Origin of the sequence: Tenacibaculum jejuense (assembly GCF_900198195.1) — a bacterium.
GTDB classification, from domain to species: Bacteria; Bacteroidota; Bacteroidia; order Flavobacteriales; family Flavobacteriaceae; genus Polaribacter; species Polaribacter jejuensis.
This window is the reverse complement of sequence record NZ_LT899436.1, coordinates 3,810,001-3,824,619: the sequence shown is the minus strand read 5'-3', so window position 1 is coordinate 3,824,619 and position 14,619 is coordinate 3,810,001. Positions and strand designations below refer to the sequence as shown.

Annotated in this window: 22 protein-coding genes; 21 read left to right on the top strand and 1 reads right to left on the bottom strand. The window is 32.5% G+C overall.

Annotation, left to right across the window (positions count from 1 at the left end):
* Nucleotides 1-81: 81 nt before the first annotated feature.
* A complete protein-coding gene (locus tag AQ1685_RS16805; protein WP_095074037.1) occupies nucleotides 82-1,713 on the bottom strand; it encodes a BamA/TamA family outer membrane protein in 1,632 nt (543 codons plus the stop codon).
* 177 nt (nucleotides 1,714-1,890) lie between these two features.
* Here AQ1685_RS16805 and rpsL point away from each other — a divergent pair, with 177 nt between their 5' ends.
* The 21 genes from rpsL (at nucleotide 1,891) to AQ1685_RS16700 (ending at nucleotide 14,088) form a co-directional block, all read left to right on the top strand.
* Nucleotides 1,891-2,271 (top strand): 30S ribosomal protein S12, encoded by a 381-nt coding sequence (rpsL, locus tag AQ1685_RS16800; RefSeq protein ID WP_075342596.1) that lies wholly within the window; start codon nucleotides 1,891-1,893, stop codon nucleotides 2,269-2,271.
* Nucleotides 2,272-2,300: 29 nt separating this feature from the next.
* The gene (rpsG, locus tag AQ1685_RS16795) at nucleotides 2,301-2,777 is read left to right on the top strand and encodes a 30S ribosomal protein S7 (RefSeq protein WP_095074036.1); all 477 of its coding nucleotides are present in this window, start codon (nucleotides 2,301-2,303) and stop codon (nucleotides 2,775-2,777) included.
* A 5-nt stretch (nucleotides 2,778-2,782) separates the two neighbouring features.
* Nucleotides 2,783-4,900 (top strand): elongation factor G, encoded by a 2,118-nt coding sequence (fusA, locus tag AQ1685_RS16790; RefSeq protein WP_095074034.1) that lies wholly within the window; start codon nucleotides 2,783-2,785, stop codon nucleotides 4,898-4,900.
* 5 nt (nucleotides 4,901-4,905) lie between these two features.
* Nucleotides 4,906-5,211: a 30S ribosomal protein S10 gene (gene rpsJ / locus AQ1685_RS16785; RefSeq protein WP_075342599.1), complete on the top strand. Its 306-nt coding sequence runs from the start codon at nucleotides 4,906-4,908 to the stop codon at nucleotides 5,209-5,211.
* A 458-nt stretch (nucleotides 5,212-5,669) separates the two neighbouring features.
* Nucleotides 5,670-6,287: a 50S ribosomal protein L3 gene (gene rplC / locus AQ1685_RS16780; RefSeq protein ID WP_095074033.1), complete on the top strand. Its 618-nt coding sequence runs from the start codon at nucleotides 5,670-5,672 to the stop codon at nucleotides 6,285-6,287.
* On the top strand, nucleotides 6,287-6,916 hold the full coding sequence (gene rplD, locus AQ1685_RS16775) for a 50S ribosomal protein L4 (RefSeq protein WP_095074032.1): 630 nt from the start codon (nucleotides 6,287-6,289) through the stop codon (nucleotides 6,914-6,916). Before rplC ends, rplD begins: the two co-directional genes overlap by 1 nt.
* Before the next feature lie 11 nt (nucleotides 6,917-6,927).
* Complete coding sequence (gene rplW, locus AQ1685_RS16770; RefSeq protein WP_095074030.1) at nucleotides 6,928-7,215, top strand: 50S ribosomal protein L23; 288 nt, start codon at nucleotides 6,928-6,930, stop codon at nucleotides 7,213-7,215.
* A 15-nt stretch (nucleotides 7,216-7,230) separates the two neighbouring features.
* Nucleotides 7,231-8,055, top strand: coding sequence for a 50S ribosomal protein L2 (rplB, locus tag AQ1685_RS16765; protein ID WP_095074029.1), 825 nt, complete (start codon nucleotides 7,231-7,233; stop codon nucleotides 8,053-8,055).
* A gap of 6 nt (nucleotides 8,056-8,061) precedes the next feature.
* Nucleotides 8,062-8,340 carry a 30S ribosomal protein S19 gene (gene rpsS, locus AQ1685_RS16760; protein ID WP_075342604.1) on the top strand — a complete coding sequence of 93 codons (279 nt, stop codon included), beginning with the start codon at nucleotides 8,062-8,064 and terminating at the stop codon, nucleotides 8,338-8,340.
* A 7-nt stretch (nucleotides 8,341-8,347) separates the two neighbouring features.
* Complete coding sequence (gene rplV, locus AQ1685_RS16755) at nucleotides 8,348-8,752, top strand: 50S ribosomal protein L22 (RefSeq protein WP_095074028.1); 405 nt, start codon at nucleotides 8,348-8,350, stop codon at nucleotides 8,750-8,752.
* A 12-nt stretch (nucleotides 8,753-8,764) separates the two neighbouring features.
* The gene (rpsC, locus tag AQ1685_RS16750) at nucleotides 8,765-9,487 is read left to right on the top strand and encodes a 30S ribosomal protein S3 (RefSeq protein WP_095074026.1); all 723 of its coding nucleotides are present in this window, start codon (nucleotides 8,765-8,767) and stop codon (nucleotides 9,485-9,487) included.
* A gap of 18 nt (nucleotides 9,488-9,505) precedes the next feature.
* Entirely contained in the window at nucleotides 9,506-9,937 is a 432-nt protein-coding gene (gene rplP / locus AQ1685_RS16745; protein ID WP_075342607.1) for a 50S ribosomal protein L16, read from the top strand.
* A gap of 12 nt (nucleotides 9,938-9,949) precedes the next feature.
* A complete protein-coding gene (rpmC, locus tag AQ1685_RS16740) occupies nucleotides 9,950-10,141 on the top strand; it encodes a 50S ribosomal protein L29 (RefSeq protein ID WP_095074025.1) in 192 nt (63 codons plus the stop codon).
* A gap of 19 nt (nucleotides 10,142-10,160) precedes the next feature.
* Nucleotides 10,161-10,418, top strand: a complete 258-nt coding sequence (gene rpsQ / locus AQ1685_RS16735) for a 30S ribosomal protein S17 (RefSeq protein WP_075342609.1) — start codon at nucleotides 10,161-10,163, stop codon at nucleotides 10,416-10,418.
* Between the two features lies 1 nt (nucleotide 10,419).
* Nucleotides 10,420-10,788: a 50S ribosomal protein L14 gene (gene rplN / locus AQ1685_RS16730; RefSeq protein WP_028890735.1), complete on the top strand. Its 369-nt coding sequence runs from the start codon at nucleotides 10,420-10,422 to the stop codon at nucleotides 10,786-10,788.
* Nucleotides 10,789-10,802: 14 nt separating this feature from the next.
* A complete protein-coding gene (gene rplX / locus AQ1685_RS16725) occupies nucleotides 10,803-11,111 on the top strand; it encodes a 50S ribosomal protein L24 (protein WP_095074024.1) in 309 nt (102 codons plus the stop codon).
* 2 nt (nucleotides 11,112-11,113) lie between these two features.
* Nucleotides 11,114-11,665 carry a 50S ribosomal protein L5 gene (gene rplE / locus AQ1685_RS16720; RefSeq protein ID WP_095074022.1) on the top strand — a complete coding sequence of 184 codons (552 nt, stop codon included), beginning with the start codon at nucleotides 11,114-11,116 and terminating at the stop codon, nucleotides 11,663-11,665.
* A 3-nt stretch (nucleotides 11,666-11,668) separates the two neighbouring features.
* Nucleotides 11,669-11,938, top strand: a complete 270-nt coding sequence (rpsN, locus tag AQ1685_RS16715) for a 30S ribosomal protein S14 (RefSeq protein ID WP_068363324.1) — start codon at nucleotides 11,669-11,671, stop codon at nucleotides 11,936-11,938.
* 83 nt (nucleotides 11,939-12,021) lie between these two features.
* The gene (locus tag AQ1685_RS16710; RefSeq protein ID WP_095074021.1) at nucleotides 12,022-12,570 is read left to right on the top strand and encodes a hypothetical protein; all 549 of its coding nucleotides are present in this window, start codon (nucleotides 12,022-12,024) and stop codon (nucleotides 12,568-12,570) included.
* A 13-nt stretch (nucleotides 12,571-12,583) separates the two neighbouring features.
* On the top strand, nucleotides 12,584-12,874 hold the full coding sequence (locus AQ1685_RS20655; RefSeq protein ID WP_095074020.1) for a LytR/AlgR family response regulator transcription factor: 291 nt from the start codon (nucleotides 12,584-12,586) through the stop codon (nucleotides 12,872-12,874).
* Nucleotides 12,875-12,975: 101 nt separating this feature from the next.
* The gene (locus AQ1685_RS16700) at nucleotides 12,976-14,088 is read left to right on the top strand and encodes an acyltransferase family protein (protein WP_095074018.1); all 1,113 of its coding nucleotides are present in this window, start codon (nucleotides 12,976-12,978) and stop codon (nucleotides 14,086-14,088) included.
* Nucleotides 14,089-14,619: the final 531 nt, after the last annotated feature.

The window sequence follows — 14,619 nt, the reverse complement described above, 5'->3', positions numbered from 1 at the left end:
TTAAACTTAAAAAAACAACAAAAAGAGTTAATAAAATGTAAATAGCTTACCGTAGGTGTTAAAATAAGTGAAGTTTTCTTTTTAGAAGTAGTTTTTGAAAATGATTGATAAATTTAAAGGTGTATTATTGCGAATCTTTGAAATTCCGCTAGAAATAGATAGATTAATTAAGGAGTTTCTTCTTTTGAAAGCATACCCAATTCCGTAACCTAATACAAAAAGATTGTTGTTTTTAATATCTTGAAAGTATCCGGGATCAACAATACTGTATAAGAATGAGTCTTTAGATGTTGAAAATCGGTATTCTGTATTTAGGAAAGTGAATTTTTTAGCGAAGATACTCTGCGGGTCAAATCCTCTAATAGAATTAATTCCTCCAATTCGATATAATTCATTAAGGAAAAAATTGGGAGAAAAAAGTAATCCTGTGTGATTTTTTAAAGCTATCGAGCTTCTGTTATTTAGGTCAAATGTGAGGCCTGCTATTATTTCAGTTTTTATTTGGTTAGAAGAATCGTTGTTAATGTCTCTTTGTCCATAAAGTGGAGTAAAATGGAAAAATAATTTTGGAAGAAAATATTTGTCTAATTTTAGACTTCGGTATGAGAAATTTAATCCAACAAAATATGAAGAAAAATCAGGCGTATTAAGGTTAGTTGTAGAAGTTTCATTTGAGTCTTGATTCTCAAATTGAATTCCTGCCTTTATTCTGCTATTAATGTCATACAAGAAAGAGGTTTTAAAGTTAGAATTTAAAAATGTACTGTCTTGGCGATATATTTCAAAAGAGCTTTCATTAGAAATAGCTGAATTGAAAAGATAAGGAATCGAACTTTTTAAAATCAAATTTTGTCTGTCATTACCGTTGGCATTCCAGTTCAAATGTAGTTGTTCTCCTGTGTTTAATAGGTTGTTTAATTCTAAATTTACGTTTCCGTTGATTTCTATATTATCAGAATTTTCTGAGTTGAAATTTATCAGACCGTCAAAATTGCTGTTTTTTGTTTTTTCTACATATATATATAGTAGTGTAGAATCCTTGCTGAATAAAAGTTCTGGTTCTTTTTTTTGTTTTATAAAAGGAATTGCATTAATCCTATTTGATATTTGTTCTATTAAGTTTTTATTGATCATTGATTTCGGTTTTACTTTTACGAAATGCTTTAGGTAGGATTTTGGGAATTTATCATATCCTTTGATTAAAATCTTATCAAGAGTTCTTTTTTTGGATTCTTTAATATTTAAGGTGGCGTAAATTTTATTGTCTATTAGTTTGATTTCTTCTAAATGAGATTTGGAGAAAGGTCTACCTTGTGATTCAAGTCTTGAATTGATTTTTTTTAAAACTTCAGGTAGTTCTTCAGTGCGGATTTCTTTTCTGGTATTTGAGTAAGTGGGGTTGGTGTCAGGTATAGTTATGATTACAGAATCAATTTTCTTTCCGAAATAGAGGTAAACAAGTTTTTGTTTTTTATTGTCTACAATAGAATCAATTTGGTTGTAGAAATATCCTTTTAATTTTAATGCATAAGAAATCGAATCTAAAGTTTTTTTGAATGACTTATTCGATTTTATTTGATTGAGTTTGTTGAGTTGGATGTATTTTTCTTCTGAAGCATTTCTAAAAACAAATTTAAATTCTTGTTCCTGAGAAAAAACAAATGAATTGATTACAAGTAGTATGTATGCTAGTAAAAATAGTGTTTGCTTCACAATTTAAAATTAAATGCTAAAGTATATTAAAATCAGTAGATTCCCCATCTTTTATTGTGTTGATGTAAAAATAACTTGCTGATATTTGAATAATTAGAAATTAATCGTACATTTGCACACTCTTAAAAATAGAGATTAATATTAATAAGTACAAACGAAAACAAGTAATTAATTAGTATGCCAACTATTCAACAATTAGTTCGTAAAGGAAGAACCAAAATAACTAAGAAGAGTAAATCGGCTGCATTGACGGCATGTCCTCAAAGACGTGGAGTTTGTACGCGTGTATACACTACAACACCAAAAAAACCTAACTCAGCTATGCGTAAAGTAGCTCGTGTTAGATTAACAAATGGTAATGAGATCAACGCGTATATCCCAGGAGAAGGGCACAACCTACAAGAGCACTCGATAGTATTAGTTAGAGGTGGAAGGGTAAAAGATTTACCAGGGGTTAAATATCACATCGTACGTGGTGCATTAGATACTGCAGGTGTTGAAGGAAGAACTCAACGTAGATCTAAATATGGAGCAAAACGCCCTAAAGACAAAAAGTAATTATTCAGTAACTTTTTTAATGTAAAGACATGAGAAAAAGAAGAGCGAAAAAAAGGATTTTATTACCAGATCCAAGATTTAATGATCAATTAGTAACACGTTTTGTAAACAACTTAATGTGGGATGGTAAAAAATCTGTAGCGTTCAAAGTGTTTTACGATGCAATTGATATCGTAGACCAAAAGAAAACTGACGAAGAAAAGTCAGCTTTAGAAGTATGGAAAGATGGTTTGTCAAATGTAATGCCTCACGTAGAAGTTCGTTCACGTCGTGTGGGAGGTGCTACATTCCAAATACCAATGCAAATCCGACCAGATCGTAAAGTGTCAATGGCGATCAAGTGGATGATAAGTTATGCACGTAAGCGTAATGAAAAAACTATGGCACAACGTTTAGCAGCTGAGATTTTAGCAGCAGCTAAAGAAGAAGGAGCTGCAGTTAAAAAGAGAGTTGATACTCACAAGATGGCTGAAGCTAACAAGGCATTCTCACACTTTAGATTTTAATAAAAATGGCTAGAGATTTAAAATTCACGCGAAACATTGGTATTGCCGCTCACATTGATGCAGGTAAAACTACAACAACAGAACGTATCCTTTATTACACAGGAGTTTCTCACAAAATTGGAGAAGTACATGATGGTGCTGCTACAATGGACTGGATGGAACAAGAGCAAGAAAGAGGTATTACAATTACTTCGGCTGCAACTACTTGTACATGGAACTTCCCAACTGAAAATGGAAAAGCAGTTTCAGATACAAAAGGTTATCACTTCAATATCATTGATACTCCAGGTCACGTTGACTTTACAGTAGAGGTAAACCGTTCTTTACGTGTATTAGATGGTTTAGTATTCTTATTCTCTGCAGTTGATGGTGTTGAGCCTCAGTCAGAAACTAACTGGCGTTTAGCTGATAACTATAAAGTACCTCGTATCGGTTTTGTAAACAAAATGGATCGTCAGGGGTCTAACTTTATGGCAGTGTGTCAGCAGGTTAAAGATATGTTAGGTTCTAATGCAGTGCCAATTGTAATGAATATTGGTGATGAAGCTGATTTTAAAGGTATTGTAGATTTAGTAAAGAACCGTGCTATTGTATGGCATGATGAAACTCAAGGATCTACTTTTGATGTTATCGATATTCCAGAAGATTTAAAAGAAGAAGCAGCAGAATTAAGAGGTAAACTTATAGAGGAAGTTGCAGCTTACGATGAAAATCTTTTAGAGAAATTCATGGAAGATGAAAATTCTATTACAGAAGAAGAAGTGCATGCTGCTCTTCGTGCTGCTGTAATGGATATGTCTATCATTCCTATGATTTGTGGATCGGCGTTTAAAAATAAAGGAGTTCAGTTTTTATTAGATGCAGTATGTCGTTATTTACCTTCACCAGTAGATAAAGATGCTATTGTAGGAACTGATCCAAATACAGGTGATGAAATTACTCGTAAGCCAGATGCAAAAGAGCCTTTCTCAGCATTAGCATTTAAAATTGCTACAGATCCTTTCGTAGGTCGTTTAGCTTTCTTCCGTGCTTATTCTGGTCGTTTAGATGCAGGTTCTTATGTTTTAAATAACCGTTCAGGTAAAAAAGAGCGTATTTCACGTATCTACCAAATGCACTCTAACAAGCAAAATGCAATTGAGTTTATTGAAGCTGGAGATATTGGAGCTGCTGTAGGATTTAAATCTATCAAAACTGGTGATACATTATCAGATGAGAAGAATCCAATCGTTTTAGAATCTATGGACTTCCCTGATCCAGTAATCGGTATCGCGGTAGAGCCTAAAACTAAAGCAGATGTAGATAAATTAGGATTAGCTTTAGGTAAATTAGCTGAAGAAGATCCAACGTTTACAGTAAGAACAGATGAAGCTTCAGGTCAAACTATTATATCTGGAATGGGTGAGTTACACTTAGATATTATTGTAGATCGTTTAAAGCGTGAGTTTAAAGTAGAAGTTAATGAGGGGCAACCTCAGGTAGAATATAAAGAAGCTATCACAGCTGCTGCAGAACACAGAGAAGTTTATAAAAAACAATCTGGTGGACGTGGTAAGTTTGCTGATATCGTATTTAAAATGGAGCCAGCTGAAGAAGGAACTCAAGGTTTAGTTTTCGAATCTGTTATAAAAGGAGGAAACGTACCTAAAGAATTTGTTCCTTCAGTAGAGAAAGGTTTCAAAGAAGCAATGAAGAATGGTCCTTTAGCAGGATACGAGATGGATTCGATGAAGGTGACTTTAATAGATGGATCTTTCCACCCTGTAGATTCTGATCAATTATCATTCGAACTAGCTGCTAAAATGGGTTACAAAGCTGCTGCAAAAGCTGCAAAAGCTAAGATTATGGAGCCTATAATGAAGTTAGAAGTGTTAACTCCTGAGGAAAACATGGGAGATATCGTAGGAGATTTAAATAGAAGACGTGGACAAGTATCAGATATGTCTGATAGAGCAGGTTCAAAAGTTGTAAAAGCTACTGTGCCGTTATCTGAAATGTTCGGTTATGTAACAGCTTTAAGAACTATGTCTTCTGGTAGAGCAACTTCTACAATGGAATTTTCACACTATGCTGAAACTCCTTCTAATATTTCAGAAGAAGTTATCGCTAATGCAAAAGGTTAATTAAGATGAGTCAAAAAATTAGAATAAAATTAAAATCTTACGATTATAATTTAGTTGATAAATCAGCTGAGAAAATCGTTAAGACAGTAAAAAGTACAGGAGCGGTAGTAAACGGACCAATCCCTTTACCAACTCATAAAAAGATTTTTACAGTATTACGTTCACCACACGTAAACAAAAAATCGAGAGAGCAATTTCAATTATCTGCTTACAAGCGTTTATTAGACATTTATAGTTCTTCTTCTAAGACTATTGATGCTTTAATGAAGCTTGAGTTACCTAGTGGAGTTGAGGTAGAGATCAAAGTATAAGTATATTTAGTGCTTAATAAAGAAAAGGCTTTTACAATTTTGTAAAAGCCTTTTTTGTTGTAATTACAGATTTGATTGAAAAGAGTTAACTAGATAACAATGAAATTTGTTTTAATATATAAATTGAGATGTTATTAGATAATAAAAGAAAAGAGAACCTAACTATCATGAAATCATTTAAATAATTGAAATTATTTTGGTTATGTGTTTGTTTTTTTATACTTTCGCAGTCCGAAATTGAGTGTTAATCAGTTTTTTACACGATATTTTGATAACATGTCCGGAGGGTTTCGCGAAGGAAAAACGGTAGAACACAATAAGTTAAGAGCTAAAATCGTGTTTTACGCTCTTTTTTTTTGAGTGGAATTTTAAAGACTAGAAACTTTTGTTTCAAATAAATATTTATGAATAGACGCGCTGGATAAATTAAAAATCTAATCGTCTTAAAATTAACAGATATGTCTGGGTTAATAGGAAAAAAAATCGGAATGACCAGCTTATTCGACGAGAATGGGAAGAATATCCCATGTACTGTGATCGAAGCAGGTCCTTGCGTAGTTACCCAAGTCAGAACCGAAGAGGTTGATGGCTACAATGCTTTACAACTTGGTTTCGATGACAAAAAGGCAAAAAGCTCTAATAAAGCTTTAGACGGTCACTTTCAGAAAGCAGGTACCGTTGCTAAGAAAAAAGTCGTTGAGTTCCAAGGTTTCGAAGGAGAGTTTAAATTGGGTGACTCAATTACAGTTGAGCACTTTGCTGAAGGAGAGTTCGTGGATGTTTCGGGAACTTCTAAAGGTAAAGGTTTTCAAGGGGTTGTTAAACGTCACGGATTTGGTGGTGTTGGACAAGCAACTCACGGTCAACATAACCGTTTAAGAGCGCCAGGTTCTATTGGTGCTGCTTCTTATCCTGCAAGAGTATTCAAAGGAATGCGTATGGCAGGACGTATGGGAGGCGAAAAAGTTAAAGTTCAAAATTTAAGAGTATTAAAAGTGGTTCCAGAAAAGAATCTTTTAGTAATAAAAGGTGCTATTCCAGGTCATAAAAACTCTTATGTAATTATTGAGAAGTAATGAAGGTAGCAGTATTAGATATTACAGGAAAAGATACTGGTAGAAAAGTTGAACTTTCTAACGAAGTATTCGGAATAGAGCCAAACGATCATGCAATTTACTTAGATGTAAAGCAATATTTGGCTAATCAAAGACAAGGTACTCACAAATCTAAAGAGAGAGGTGAGATTGCAGGAAGTACAAGAAAGATTAAAAAACAAAAAGGAACAGGTACAGCTCGTGCTGGTAGTATCAAGTCTCCTGTATTCAGAGGTGGAGGACGTATCTTCGGACCAAGACCAAGAAATTATTCTTTCAAATTAAACAAAAACTTAAAGCGTTTAGCTCGTAAATCAGCTTTAAGTATTCAAGCAAAAGATAGCAATTTAGTAGTAGTTGAAGATTTCAATTTCGAAACTCCAAAGACTAAAGAATTTGTTAATGTATTAAAAGCTTTAGAATTAGATACTAAAAAATCTTTATTCGTGTTAGGAACTGAAAGTAAAAATGTTTACTTATCATCTCGTAACTTAAAGAATTCTAAAGTAGTAAGTGCTACAGGAATAAATACTTACAACGTTTTAAACGCAGGTAAAGTAGTTATTGCTGAAAGTACTTTAGAAGGAATTGAATCTAACTTAAGTAAATAGGATTTTCAGATATGAGTATTTTAATAAAACCTATTATTACGGAAAAAGCAACAAACGATAGCGAAAGATTCAATCGTTACACTTTTGTTGTAAACAAGAAAGCTAACAAAATTCAAATCAAAGATGCTGTTGAAGCTGCTTACGGAGTAACAGTTGAAAAGGTGAGAACTTTAAATCACCCAGCATTAAGAAAAACTAAGTATACTAAAAAAGGTTTAGTTTCTGGTTTAACAAGCGGTTATAAAAAAGCGGTTGTTCAGTTAGCAGAAGGCGAAATTGATTTTTATAACAATCTATAAGAATAAGCAAGACAAATGTCAGTTAGAAAATTAAAACCAATAACACCAGGTCAGCGTTTTAGAGTTGTGAATGGGTTCGACACCATCACTACTGATAAGCCGGAAAAGTCATTATTGGCACCGAGAAAAAGAACTGGAGGTCGAAACAATCAGGGTCGTATGACTACTCCTAACAGAGGTGGAGGTCATAAGAGAAGATATCGTATTATCGATTTCAAAAGAAATAGATATAACGATCCTGCAACAGTATTAACTATTGAGTACGATCCAAACCGTACAGCGTTTATCGCTTTAGTTCAATATGCTGATGGAGAAAAGCGTTATGTGATTGCACAAAACGGATTAAAAGTAGGACAAACTATCGTTTCAGGAAAAGAAGCTACACCAGATGTTGGTAACGCTATGTTCTTAAGTGATATTCCTTTAGGAACAACTATTTCTTGTATCGAATTACGTCCAGGTCAAGGAGCTGTAATGGCTCGTTCTGCTGGATCTTTTGCTCAGTTAATGGCAAGAGATGGAAAATATGCTACAGTTAAGTTACCTTCTGGAGAAACAAGATTAATCTTACAAACTTGTTTAGCTACTATTGGAGTTGTATCTAATTCAGATCATCAGTTAATCGTTTCTGGTAAAGCTGGTAGGTCTAGATGGTTAGGTAGAAGACCAAGAACTAATGCAGTTAGAAAGAACCCAGTTGATCACCCAATGGGTGGTGGTGAAGGACGTTCTTCTGGAGGACATCCAAGATCTAAGAATGGTATCCCAGCTAAAGGATATAAGACTAGATCTAAGACTAAGGCTAGTAATAAGTATATTATCGAACGTAGAAAGAAATAATAAATCATGGCAAGATCATTAAAAAAAGGACCTTACGTTCACTACAAATTAGAAAGAAAAGTGTTAGCTAACGTTGAATCAGGTAAGAAATCTGTAATCAAAACTTGGTCTAGAGCTAGTATGATTACTCCTGATTTTGTTGGACAAACGATTGCTGTTCATAACGGACGTCAGTTTGTACCTGTTTACGTTACTGAAAACATGGTAGGTCATAAGTTAGGCGAATTTTCACCAACGCGTTCATTCCGTGGACACGCAGGTGCTAAAAATAAAGGAAAAAAATAAGTAGGATATGGGAAGTCGTAAACATAACATGGCAGAACAGTTAAAAGAAGCTAAGAAGCAAAGAGCTATCGCTAAGCTTACAAACTGTCCTACATCACCAAGAAAAATGCGTTTAGTAGCGGATCAAATTAGAGGTGTTGAAGTTGAAAAAGCTTTACAAATCTTAAAATTCAGTCCAAAAGAAGCATCTCGTAACTTAGAAAAGTTATTATTATCTGCAATTGCTAACTGGCAAGCGAAGAATGAAGATGCAAGTATCGAGGATGCTGGATTATTCGTACAGTCTATTTATGTAGATAGCGCAGGAATGTTAAAGAGATTAAGACCAGCTCCACAAGGTCGTGCTCATAGAATTCGTAAGCGTTCTAATCACGTAACTTTAGAGTTAGGAACTAAAAATAACAGTAATTAATCATTAGTAGAAATGGGACAAAAAACAAATCCAATAGGAAATCGTTTAGGAATCATCAGAGGATGGGAATCTAACTGGTATGGTGGAAATGACTACGGTGATAAAATTGCTGAAGATGACAAGATAAGAAGGTATTTAAAAGCCAGATTATCTAAAGCAAGTGTTTCTCGTATTATCATCGAGCGTACTTTAAAACTTGTAACCGTTACTATCACTACTGCACGTCCAGGTATCATTATTGGTAAAGGAGGTCAAGAGGTAGACAAGTTAAAAGAAGAGCTTAAGAAGATTACAGGAAAAGAAGTTCAAATTAACATTTTCGAAATTAAGCGTCCAGAATTAGATGCAAACTTAGTTGCAGCTAGTATTGCTCGTCAAATTGAAAATAGAATTTCATATAAACGTGCTACTAAAATGGCTATCGCGGCTGCAATGCGTATGAACGCAGAAGGTATTAAAGTACAACTTTCTGGTCGTTTAAACGGAGCTGAAATGGCGCGTTCTGAACACTATAAAGAAGGAAGAATTCCTTTATCTACTTTTAGAGCAGATATCGATTATTCACTTGTTGAAGCGCATACTACATACGGAAGAATCGGTGTGAAAGTATGGATCATGAAAGGTGAGGTTTATGGAAAACGTGAATTATCTCCGTTAGTTGGATTATCTAAGCAAAAAGGTAATTCGAACAACAAAGGTGGAGGTGGTAGACGTCAACCTCGCAGAAGAAAATAATTTTAAAAGAAATTTGAGATGTTACAGCCAAAAAGAGTAAAATTTCGTAGAGTTCAGAAGGGTAAAGGTAATATGAGTGGAAACTCTGGAAGAGGAACTCAATTATCAAACGGAATGTTTGGTATCAAATCCTTAGATCAGAACTTACTTACTTCTCGTCAAATAGAAGCTGCTCGTATCGCGGCAACTCGTTACATGAAAAGAGAGGGACAACTTTGGATTAAAATTTTCCCAGACAAGCCAATAACAAAGAAACCGTTAGAGGTACGTATGGGTAAAGGTAAAGGTGCACCTGATCATTTTGTTGCTGTTGTTAAGCCAGGAAGAATATTATTTGAAGTTGGTGGAGTACCAATGGAAGTAGCTAAAGAAGCATTACGCTTAGCTGCACAAAAACTTCCAGTGAAAACAAAGTTTATCATTGCAAGAGATTTTGATTATAACGCTTAATTCTAATATATCATGAAACAATCAGAAGTAAAAGAATTATCAACAGCTGACTTACAAGGTAAGCTTGGAGCGTTGAAGAAAAACTATACTGATCTTAAGATGGCTCACGCTATAACTCCATTGGAAAATCCTTTGCAGTTAAAAACCTTAAGAAGAACTGTAGCAAGAATTGCTACAGAGTTAACTAAAAGAGAATTACAATAAATTCTAGTCAGTTTTAAAGATGGAAAAAAGAAATCTTAGAAAAGAGAGAATAGGTGTTGTATCAAGCAACAAGATGGAGAAGTCTATCGTAGTTAGCGAGGTAAAAAGAGTAAAGCACCCAATGTACGGAAAGTTCGTATTAAAGACTAAGAAGTACGTTGCACATGACGAGAATAACGATTGCAACATTGGAGATACAGTTAAAATAATGGAAACTCGTCCATTAAGTAAATCTAAGCGTTGGAGATTAGTAGAAATCCTAGAAAGAGCTAAATAATATGTTACAAACAGAATCAAGATTAAAAGTAGCAGACAACACTGGAGCTAAAGAAGTTTTAGTGATTAGAGTTTTAGGAGGAACAAAAAAGCGTTACGCTAGCGTTGGAGATAAAATAGTTGTTACTGTTAAGTCTGCAACTCCAAACGGAACTGTAAAGAAAGGACAAGTTTCTCGTGCAGTTGTTGTTCGTACTAAGAAAGAAGTTAGACGTAAAGACGGATCATATATCAGATTTGATGACAATGCTTGTGTACTTTTAAACCCTTCTGAGGAAATGAGAGGAACACGTGTATTCGGTCCTGTGGCTCGTGAATTACGTGAGAAACAATTTATGAAAATAGTATCATTAGCACCTGAGGTGTTATAAAATCAGATTTTAAGATGAAGAAATTTAAAATTAAATCAGGAGATACTGTTAAAGTTATCGCAGGAGATCACAAAGGATCTGAAGGAAAAGTTTTACGTATCTTAAAAGATAAGGATAGAGTAGTAGTAGAAGGTGTAAATATGGTTTCTAAGCATACTAAGCCAAACGCTGCTAACCCTCAAGGAGGTATCGTAAAGCAAGAAGCTCCATTACACATTTCAAACGTTGCTTTAGTAGAGAACGGTGAAACTGTAAGAGTAGGTTATAAAGTTGAAGGAGATACTAAAACTAGAATCTCTAAAAAAACTAAAAAAGCAATATAATCATGAGTTACGTACCAAGATTAAAAGAGGAATACAAAGCTAGAGTGATGAAAGCTCTAACTGATGAGTTCGGATATAAAAACGTAATGCAGGTGCCTAAATTACAAAAGATAGTTGTAAGTAAAGGTGTAGGTGCTGCTATTGCTGATAAGAAATTAATTGATTATGCAATTGAAGAATTAACTTCAATAACAGGTCAGAAAGCAGTTCCAACTGTTTCTAAGAAAGACGTTGCAAACTTCAAATTACGTAAAGGTATGCCAATCGGTGCTAAGGTTACGTTAAGAGGAGATATCATGTACGAATTTTTAGATCGTTTAGTTACTGCATCTTTACCTCGTGTAAGAGATTTTGATGGAATTAAAGCAAATGGTTTTGATGGTAGAGGTAATTACAACTTAGGTATTACTGAGCAAATCATCTACCCAGAGATTAATATTGATCAAGTGAAGAAAATTAGTGGTATGGATATTACTTTTGTAACATCTGCACAAACTGATAAAGAAGCTAAATCATTATTAGGAGAATTAGGTTTACCATTTAAAAAGAATTAAAAGATGGCTAAAGAATCAATGAAAGCGCGTGAGCGTAAAAGAGCTAAAACTGTAGCTAAGTATGCTGAAAAAAGAAAGGCTTTAAAAGAAGCTGGAGATTACGAAGCATTACAAAAGTTACCTAAGAACGCTTCACCAGTTAGAATGCACAATCGTTGTAAATTAACTGGACGTCCAAAAGGATATATGCGTCAGTTTGGTATTTCACGTGTTACTTTCCGTGAAATGGCTAACCAAGGTTTAATTCCTGGTGTAAAAAAAGCAAGCTGGTAGAATTTATCAGTTTATCAAATAATAAAAAGGTGCACAACTTGTATAAGTTTGTGTGCCTTTTTTTATTTTGCAAAAAAAACATATTGAGAAAATATTTCAATCTTTCTTATCCATTTTACTACGACATAAAAACTGCTATCTTAATTTCAATACTAGTTTTTGTTCTTTCTACTTTATTCTCAATTTTATTCGAACCTTTTGATGTCAATTATGAAGAGTTAAAATTTAGTTTCCTATCTATATCTATTACCCATTCTGCAGTATCATTCACTGTTTTTATGTCTTCAGTCATAGTTTTGAATTTTTTTAGAGATAATAAGAATGATTGGATACTCAAAAATGAATTCTCTTTTTTCTTTCTAGTTTTATTAACTATTGGAGTTTCTCAGTTTTTAATCAGAGACATTATTTACTTAAAAGATGATAATTGGTCATTTAAATATTTAGTTGAAGAAATTAGGAATACTATTTTAGTAGGCGGACTCTTGATTTTTGTTATAACATCAATTAATATCGAAAGACTAAAAAATATCTATATAAAGAAGAGCAAAGATTTAGATTCAACTTTAAATGCAACTCTAAATGAAGTTGAGAAACATATTGAAATAAAAACTCAGGTCATAATCAGATGATTTTACTCTTAATCTGAATAATTTCCTTTATGCAAAATCAGATAAAAATTATCTAGAAATCTATTTAGAAGATAATCTAGTGTTATTAAAAAGGATCACAATTAAAAGTTTTGAAAAACAATTGTCTGATTGTGCTAATATTTGCCGTGTACACAGATCATATATCATTAACTTAAAAGTTATAAAAAAAGTGATAGGTAATTCACAAGGATTACAACTTTGGATTAATGATAAAGAGTATATACCTGTGTCAAGAAAATTAATACCCGAATTCGAATACAAGTTTAAAAATCAAAATCTATAAGTTATTGATAACATTTACTATGTTACTCGTCCCAAACTCATAATAATTAATCAATAATTGTTTTCTTGAAATTAGTTTCGTGAAAAATTTAACGACTAATAATGATAAAACAAAGACGATACGATTTAGATTGGTTACGAGTTATTTCTGTTTTTGCAGTGTTTCTACATCACGTTCTAATGCCTTTCAATGGAGATAATTTCCATATTATGAATAATACTCATAGTAAATTGTTAGATGATATTATGGTGTATTTTGAACAATTCAGATTACCTCTTTTATTTTTTATCTCAGGAGTAGGAACTGTATTTGCCTTTTCAAAGAGAAATTGGATTTCTTTTATAAAAGAAAGATTGCTTAGGCTTTTAATTCCTTTAGTCTTTGGTATATTATTTTTAATACCACCTCAAACATTTTTTGAAAACACATCAAAATATAAAAGTTATTTTTCTTCTTATCCTGTTTTAGTATCGAAACTAAAAGTTAATCATTTATGGTTTATTGAAAATCTTTTATTGATGTCGATTTTTTTTATTCCTTTCGTGATTTTTATAAAATCGAATAAGAGCAAAAACTTTAAAAAATGGATAAGAATTAAAACTGATAAGTATGGTATAATGTTTTGGGGGATATTTTTAATTGCTATTAGAATAATAACGAAAGAGTTTTTTCCAAGTGATTCTAAAAGTTTTTTTAATTTATCTACTACATTTTACTTTGGTTTCTTTTTTTTCAGCGGGATTCTAATTTCTAATGTAGATCAATTATGGAGTTTATTATTAAATAAAAGAAAATTAAACTTCAAACTCACTATAATTTTCTCATTATTATTTTACGCTTATTACTTTTTGCCTAGTGAATTTATAAAGCCATATGTTACTTTATCTAATAGATGGAGACTGTGGTATCTCGTTTGCACCTTGTTATCTTGGTCAACAATTATAACAATATTAGGTTATAGCCAAGTCTTACTAAATAAAAAAAGTAAATTATTGATTAAACTTAATGAAGCTGTTTACCCATTTTATTTACTACATCAAACTATAATTATTGTATTTGGGTATTATATTATTAAGTTTAATGTTTCAATCACAATCAAAATTATATCTCTTTTTAGTGTTTCCTTATTAGTTTTATTGTTTTTTTATATGTTTTTAATATCTCGAATTAAAGTGCTGCGTTTTTTATTTGGGATGAAGTCAAGGAGTAATTAGTTTAAGTAGTGCTTCTTTTATGATTTATATTGTTTTGTTTTAGAGGGAATTATTGTTTTGTTTTGTTTTTTTTTAAATTTTTATTGGAAAAAGTTTGTGTAGATTAAAAAGAGGGTGTAGTTTTGCACCCGCAAACGGAAAAACGCAGTTTAGAGTTTGTGTAAGTTCATTAACAGATTGTGAAAAAAGAGTAAAATTAGGGTTAAAAAATAATTAAGATTTTACTTGCGGGAATGAGATTAAAGTTTCTATATTTGCAGTCCGTTTTTGACACGGAGTTCATTGATTTTTTGGTTGTAAAATTTAAATTAAAACAGGCGAAAAAAAACTTAAAAAAGTTTTGTCAGATTAAAAAAAGTTTATAGTTTTGCATCCGCTTTCAGAAATGAAACGAAGTTCTTTTAAAGGGTTTGAGATGTGAAAATAAAAATTAAAAAAAAACTTAAAAAAGTTTTGTCAGTTTAAAAATAGTTTATAATTTTGCATCCGCTTTCAGAAATGAAAGCAACGATCACTAGAGATTTTGGAATA

What these genes read in the sequence shown, in the direction of transcription:
- rpsL (WP_075342596.1), top strand. Translation starts at nt 1,891, where the DNA reads ATGCCAACTATTCAACAATTAGTTCGTAAAGGAAGAACCAAAATAACT.
- rpsG (WP_095074036.1), top strand. Translation starts at nt 2,301, where the DNA reads ATGAGAAAAAGAAGAGCGAAAAAAAGGATTTTATTACCAGATCCAAGA.
- fusA (WP_095074034.1), top strand. Translation starts at nt 2,783, where the DNA reads ATGGCTAGAGATTTAAAATTCACGCGAAACATTGGTATTGCCGCTCAC.
- rpsJ (WP_075342599.1), top strand. Translation starts at nt 4,906, where the DNA reads ATGAGTCAAAAAATTAGAATAAAATTAAAATCTTACGATTATAATTTA.
- rplC (WP_095074033.1), top strand. Translation starts at nt 5,670, where the DNA reads ATGTCTGGGTTAATAGGAAAAAAAATCGGAATGACCAGCTTATTCGAC.
- rplD (WP_095074032.1), top strand. Translation starts at nt 6,287, where the DNA reads ATGAAGGTAGCAGTATTAGATATTACAGGAAAAGATACTGGTAGAAAA.
- rplW (WP_095074030.1), top strand. Translation starts at nt 6,928, where the DNA reads ATGAGTATTTTAATAAAACCTATTATTACGGAAAAAGCAACAAACGAT.
- rplB (WP_095074029.1), top strand. Translation starts at nt 7,231, where the DNA reads ATGTCAGTTAGAAAATTAAAACCAATAACACCAGGTCAGCGTTTTAGA.
- rpsS (WP_075342604.1), top strand. Translation starts at nt 8,062, where the DNA reads ATGGCAAGATCATTAAAAAAAGGACCTTACGTTCACTACAAATTAGAA.
- rplV (WP_095074028.1), top strand. Translation starts at nt 8,348, where the DNA reads ATGGGAAGTCGTAAACATAACATGGCAGAACAGTTAAAAGAAGCTAAG.
- rpsC (WP_095074026.1), top strand. Translation starts at nt 8,765, where the DNA reads ATGGGACAAAAAACAAATCCAATAGGAAATCGTTTAGGAATCATCAGA.
- rplP (WP_075342607.1), top strand. Translation starts at nt 9,506, where the DNA reads ATGTTACAGCCAAAAAGAGTAAAATTTCGTAGAGTTCAGAAGGGTAAA.
- rpmC (WP_095074025.1), top strand. Translation starts at nt 9,950, where the DNA reads ATGAAACAATCAGAAGTAAAAGAATTATCAACAGCTGACTTACAAGGT.
- rpsQ (WP_075342609.1), top strand. Translation starts at nt 10,161, where the DNA reads ATGGAAAAAAGAAATCTTAGAAAAGAGAGAATAGGTGTTGTATCAAGC.
- rplN (WP_028890735.1), top strand. Translation starts at nt 10,420, where the DNA reads ATGTTACAAACAGAATCAAGATTAAAAGTAGCAGACAACACTGGAGCT.
- rplX (WP_095074024.1), top strand. Translation starts at nt 10,803, where the DNA reads ATGAAGAAATTTAAAATTAAATCAGGAGATACTGTTAAAGTTATCGCA.
- rplE (WP_095074022.1), top strand. Translation starts at nt 11,114, where the DNA reads ATGAGTTACGTACCAAGATTAAAAGAGGAATACAAAGCTAGAGTGATG.
- rpsN (WP_068363324.1), top strand. Translation starts at nt 11,669, where the DNA reads ATGGCTAAAGAATCAATGAAAGCGCGTGAGCGTAAAAGAGCTAAAACT.
- AQ1685_RS16700 (WP_095074018.1), top strand. Translation starts at nt 12,976, where the DNA reads ATGATAAAACAAAGACGATACGATTTAGATTGGTTACGAGTTATTTCT.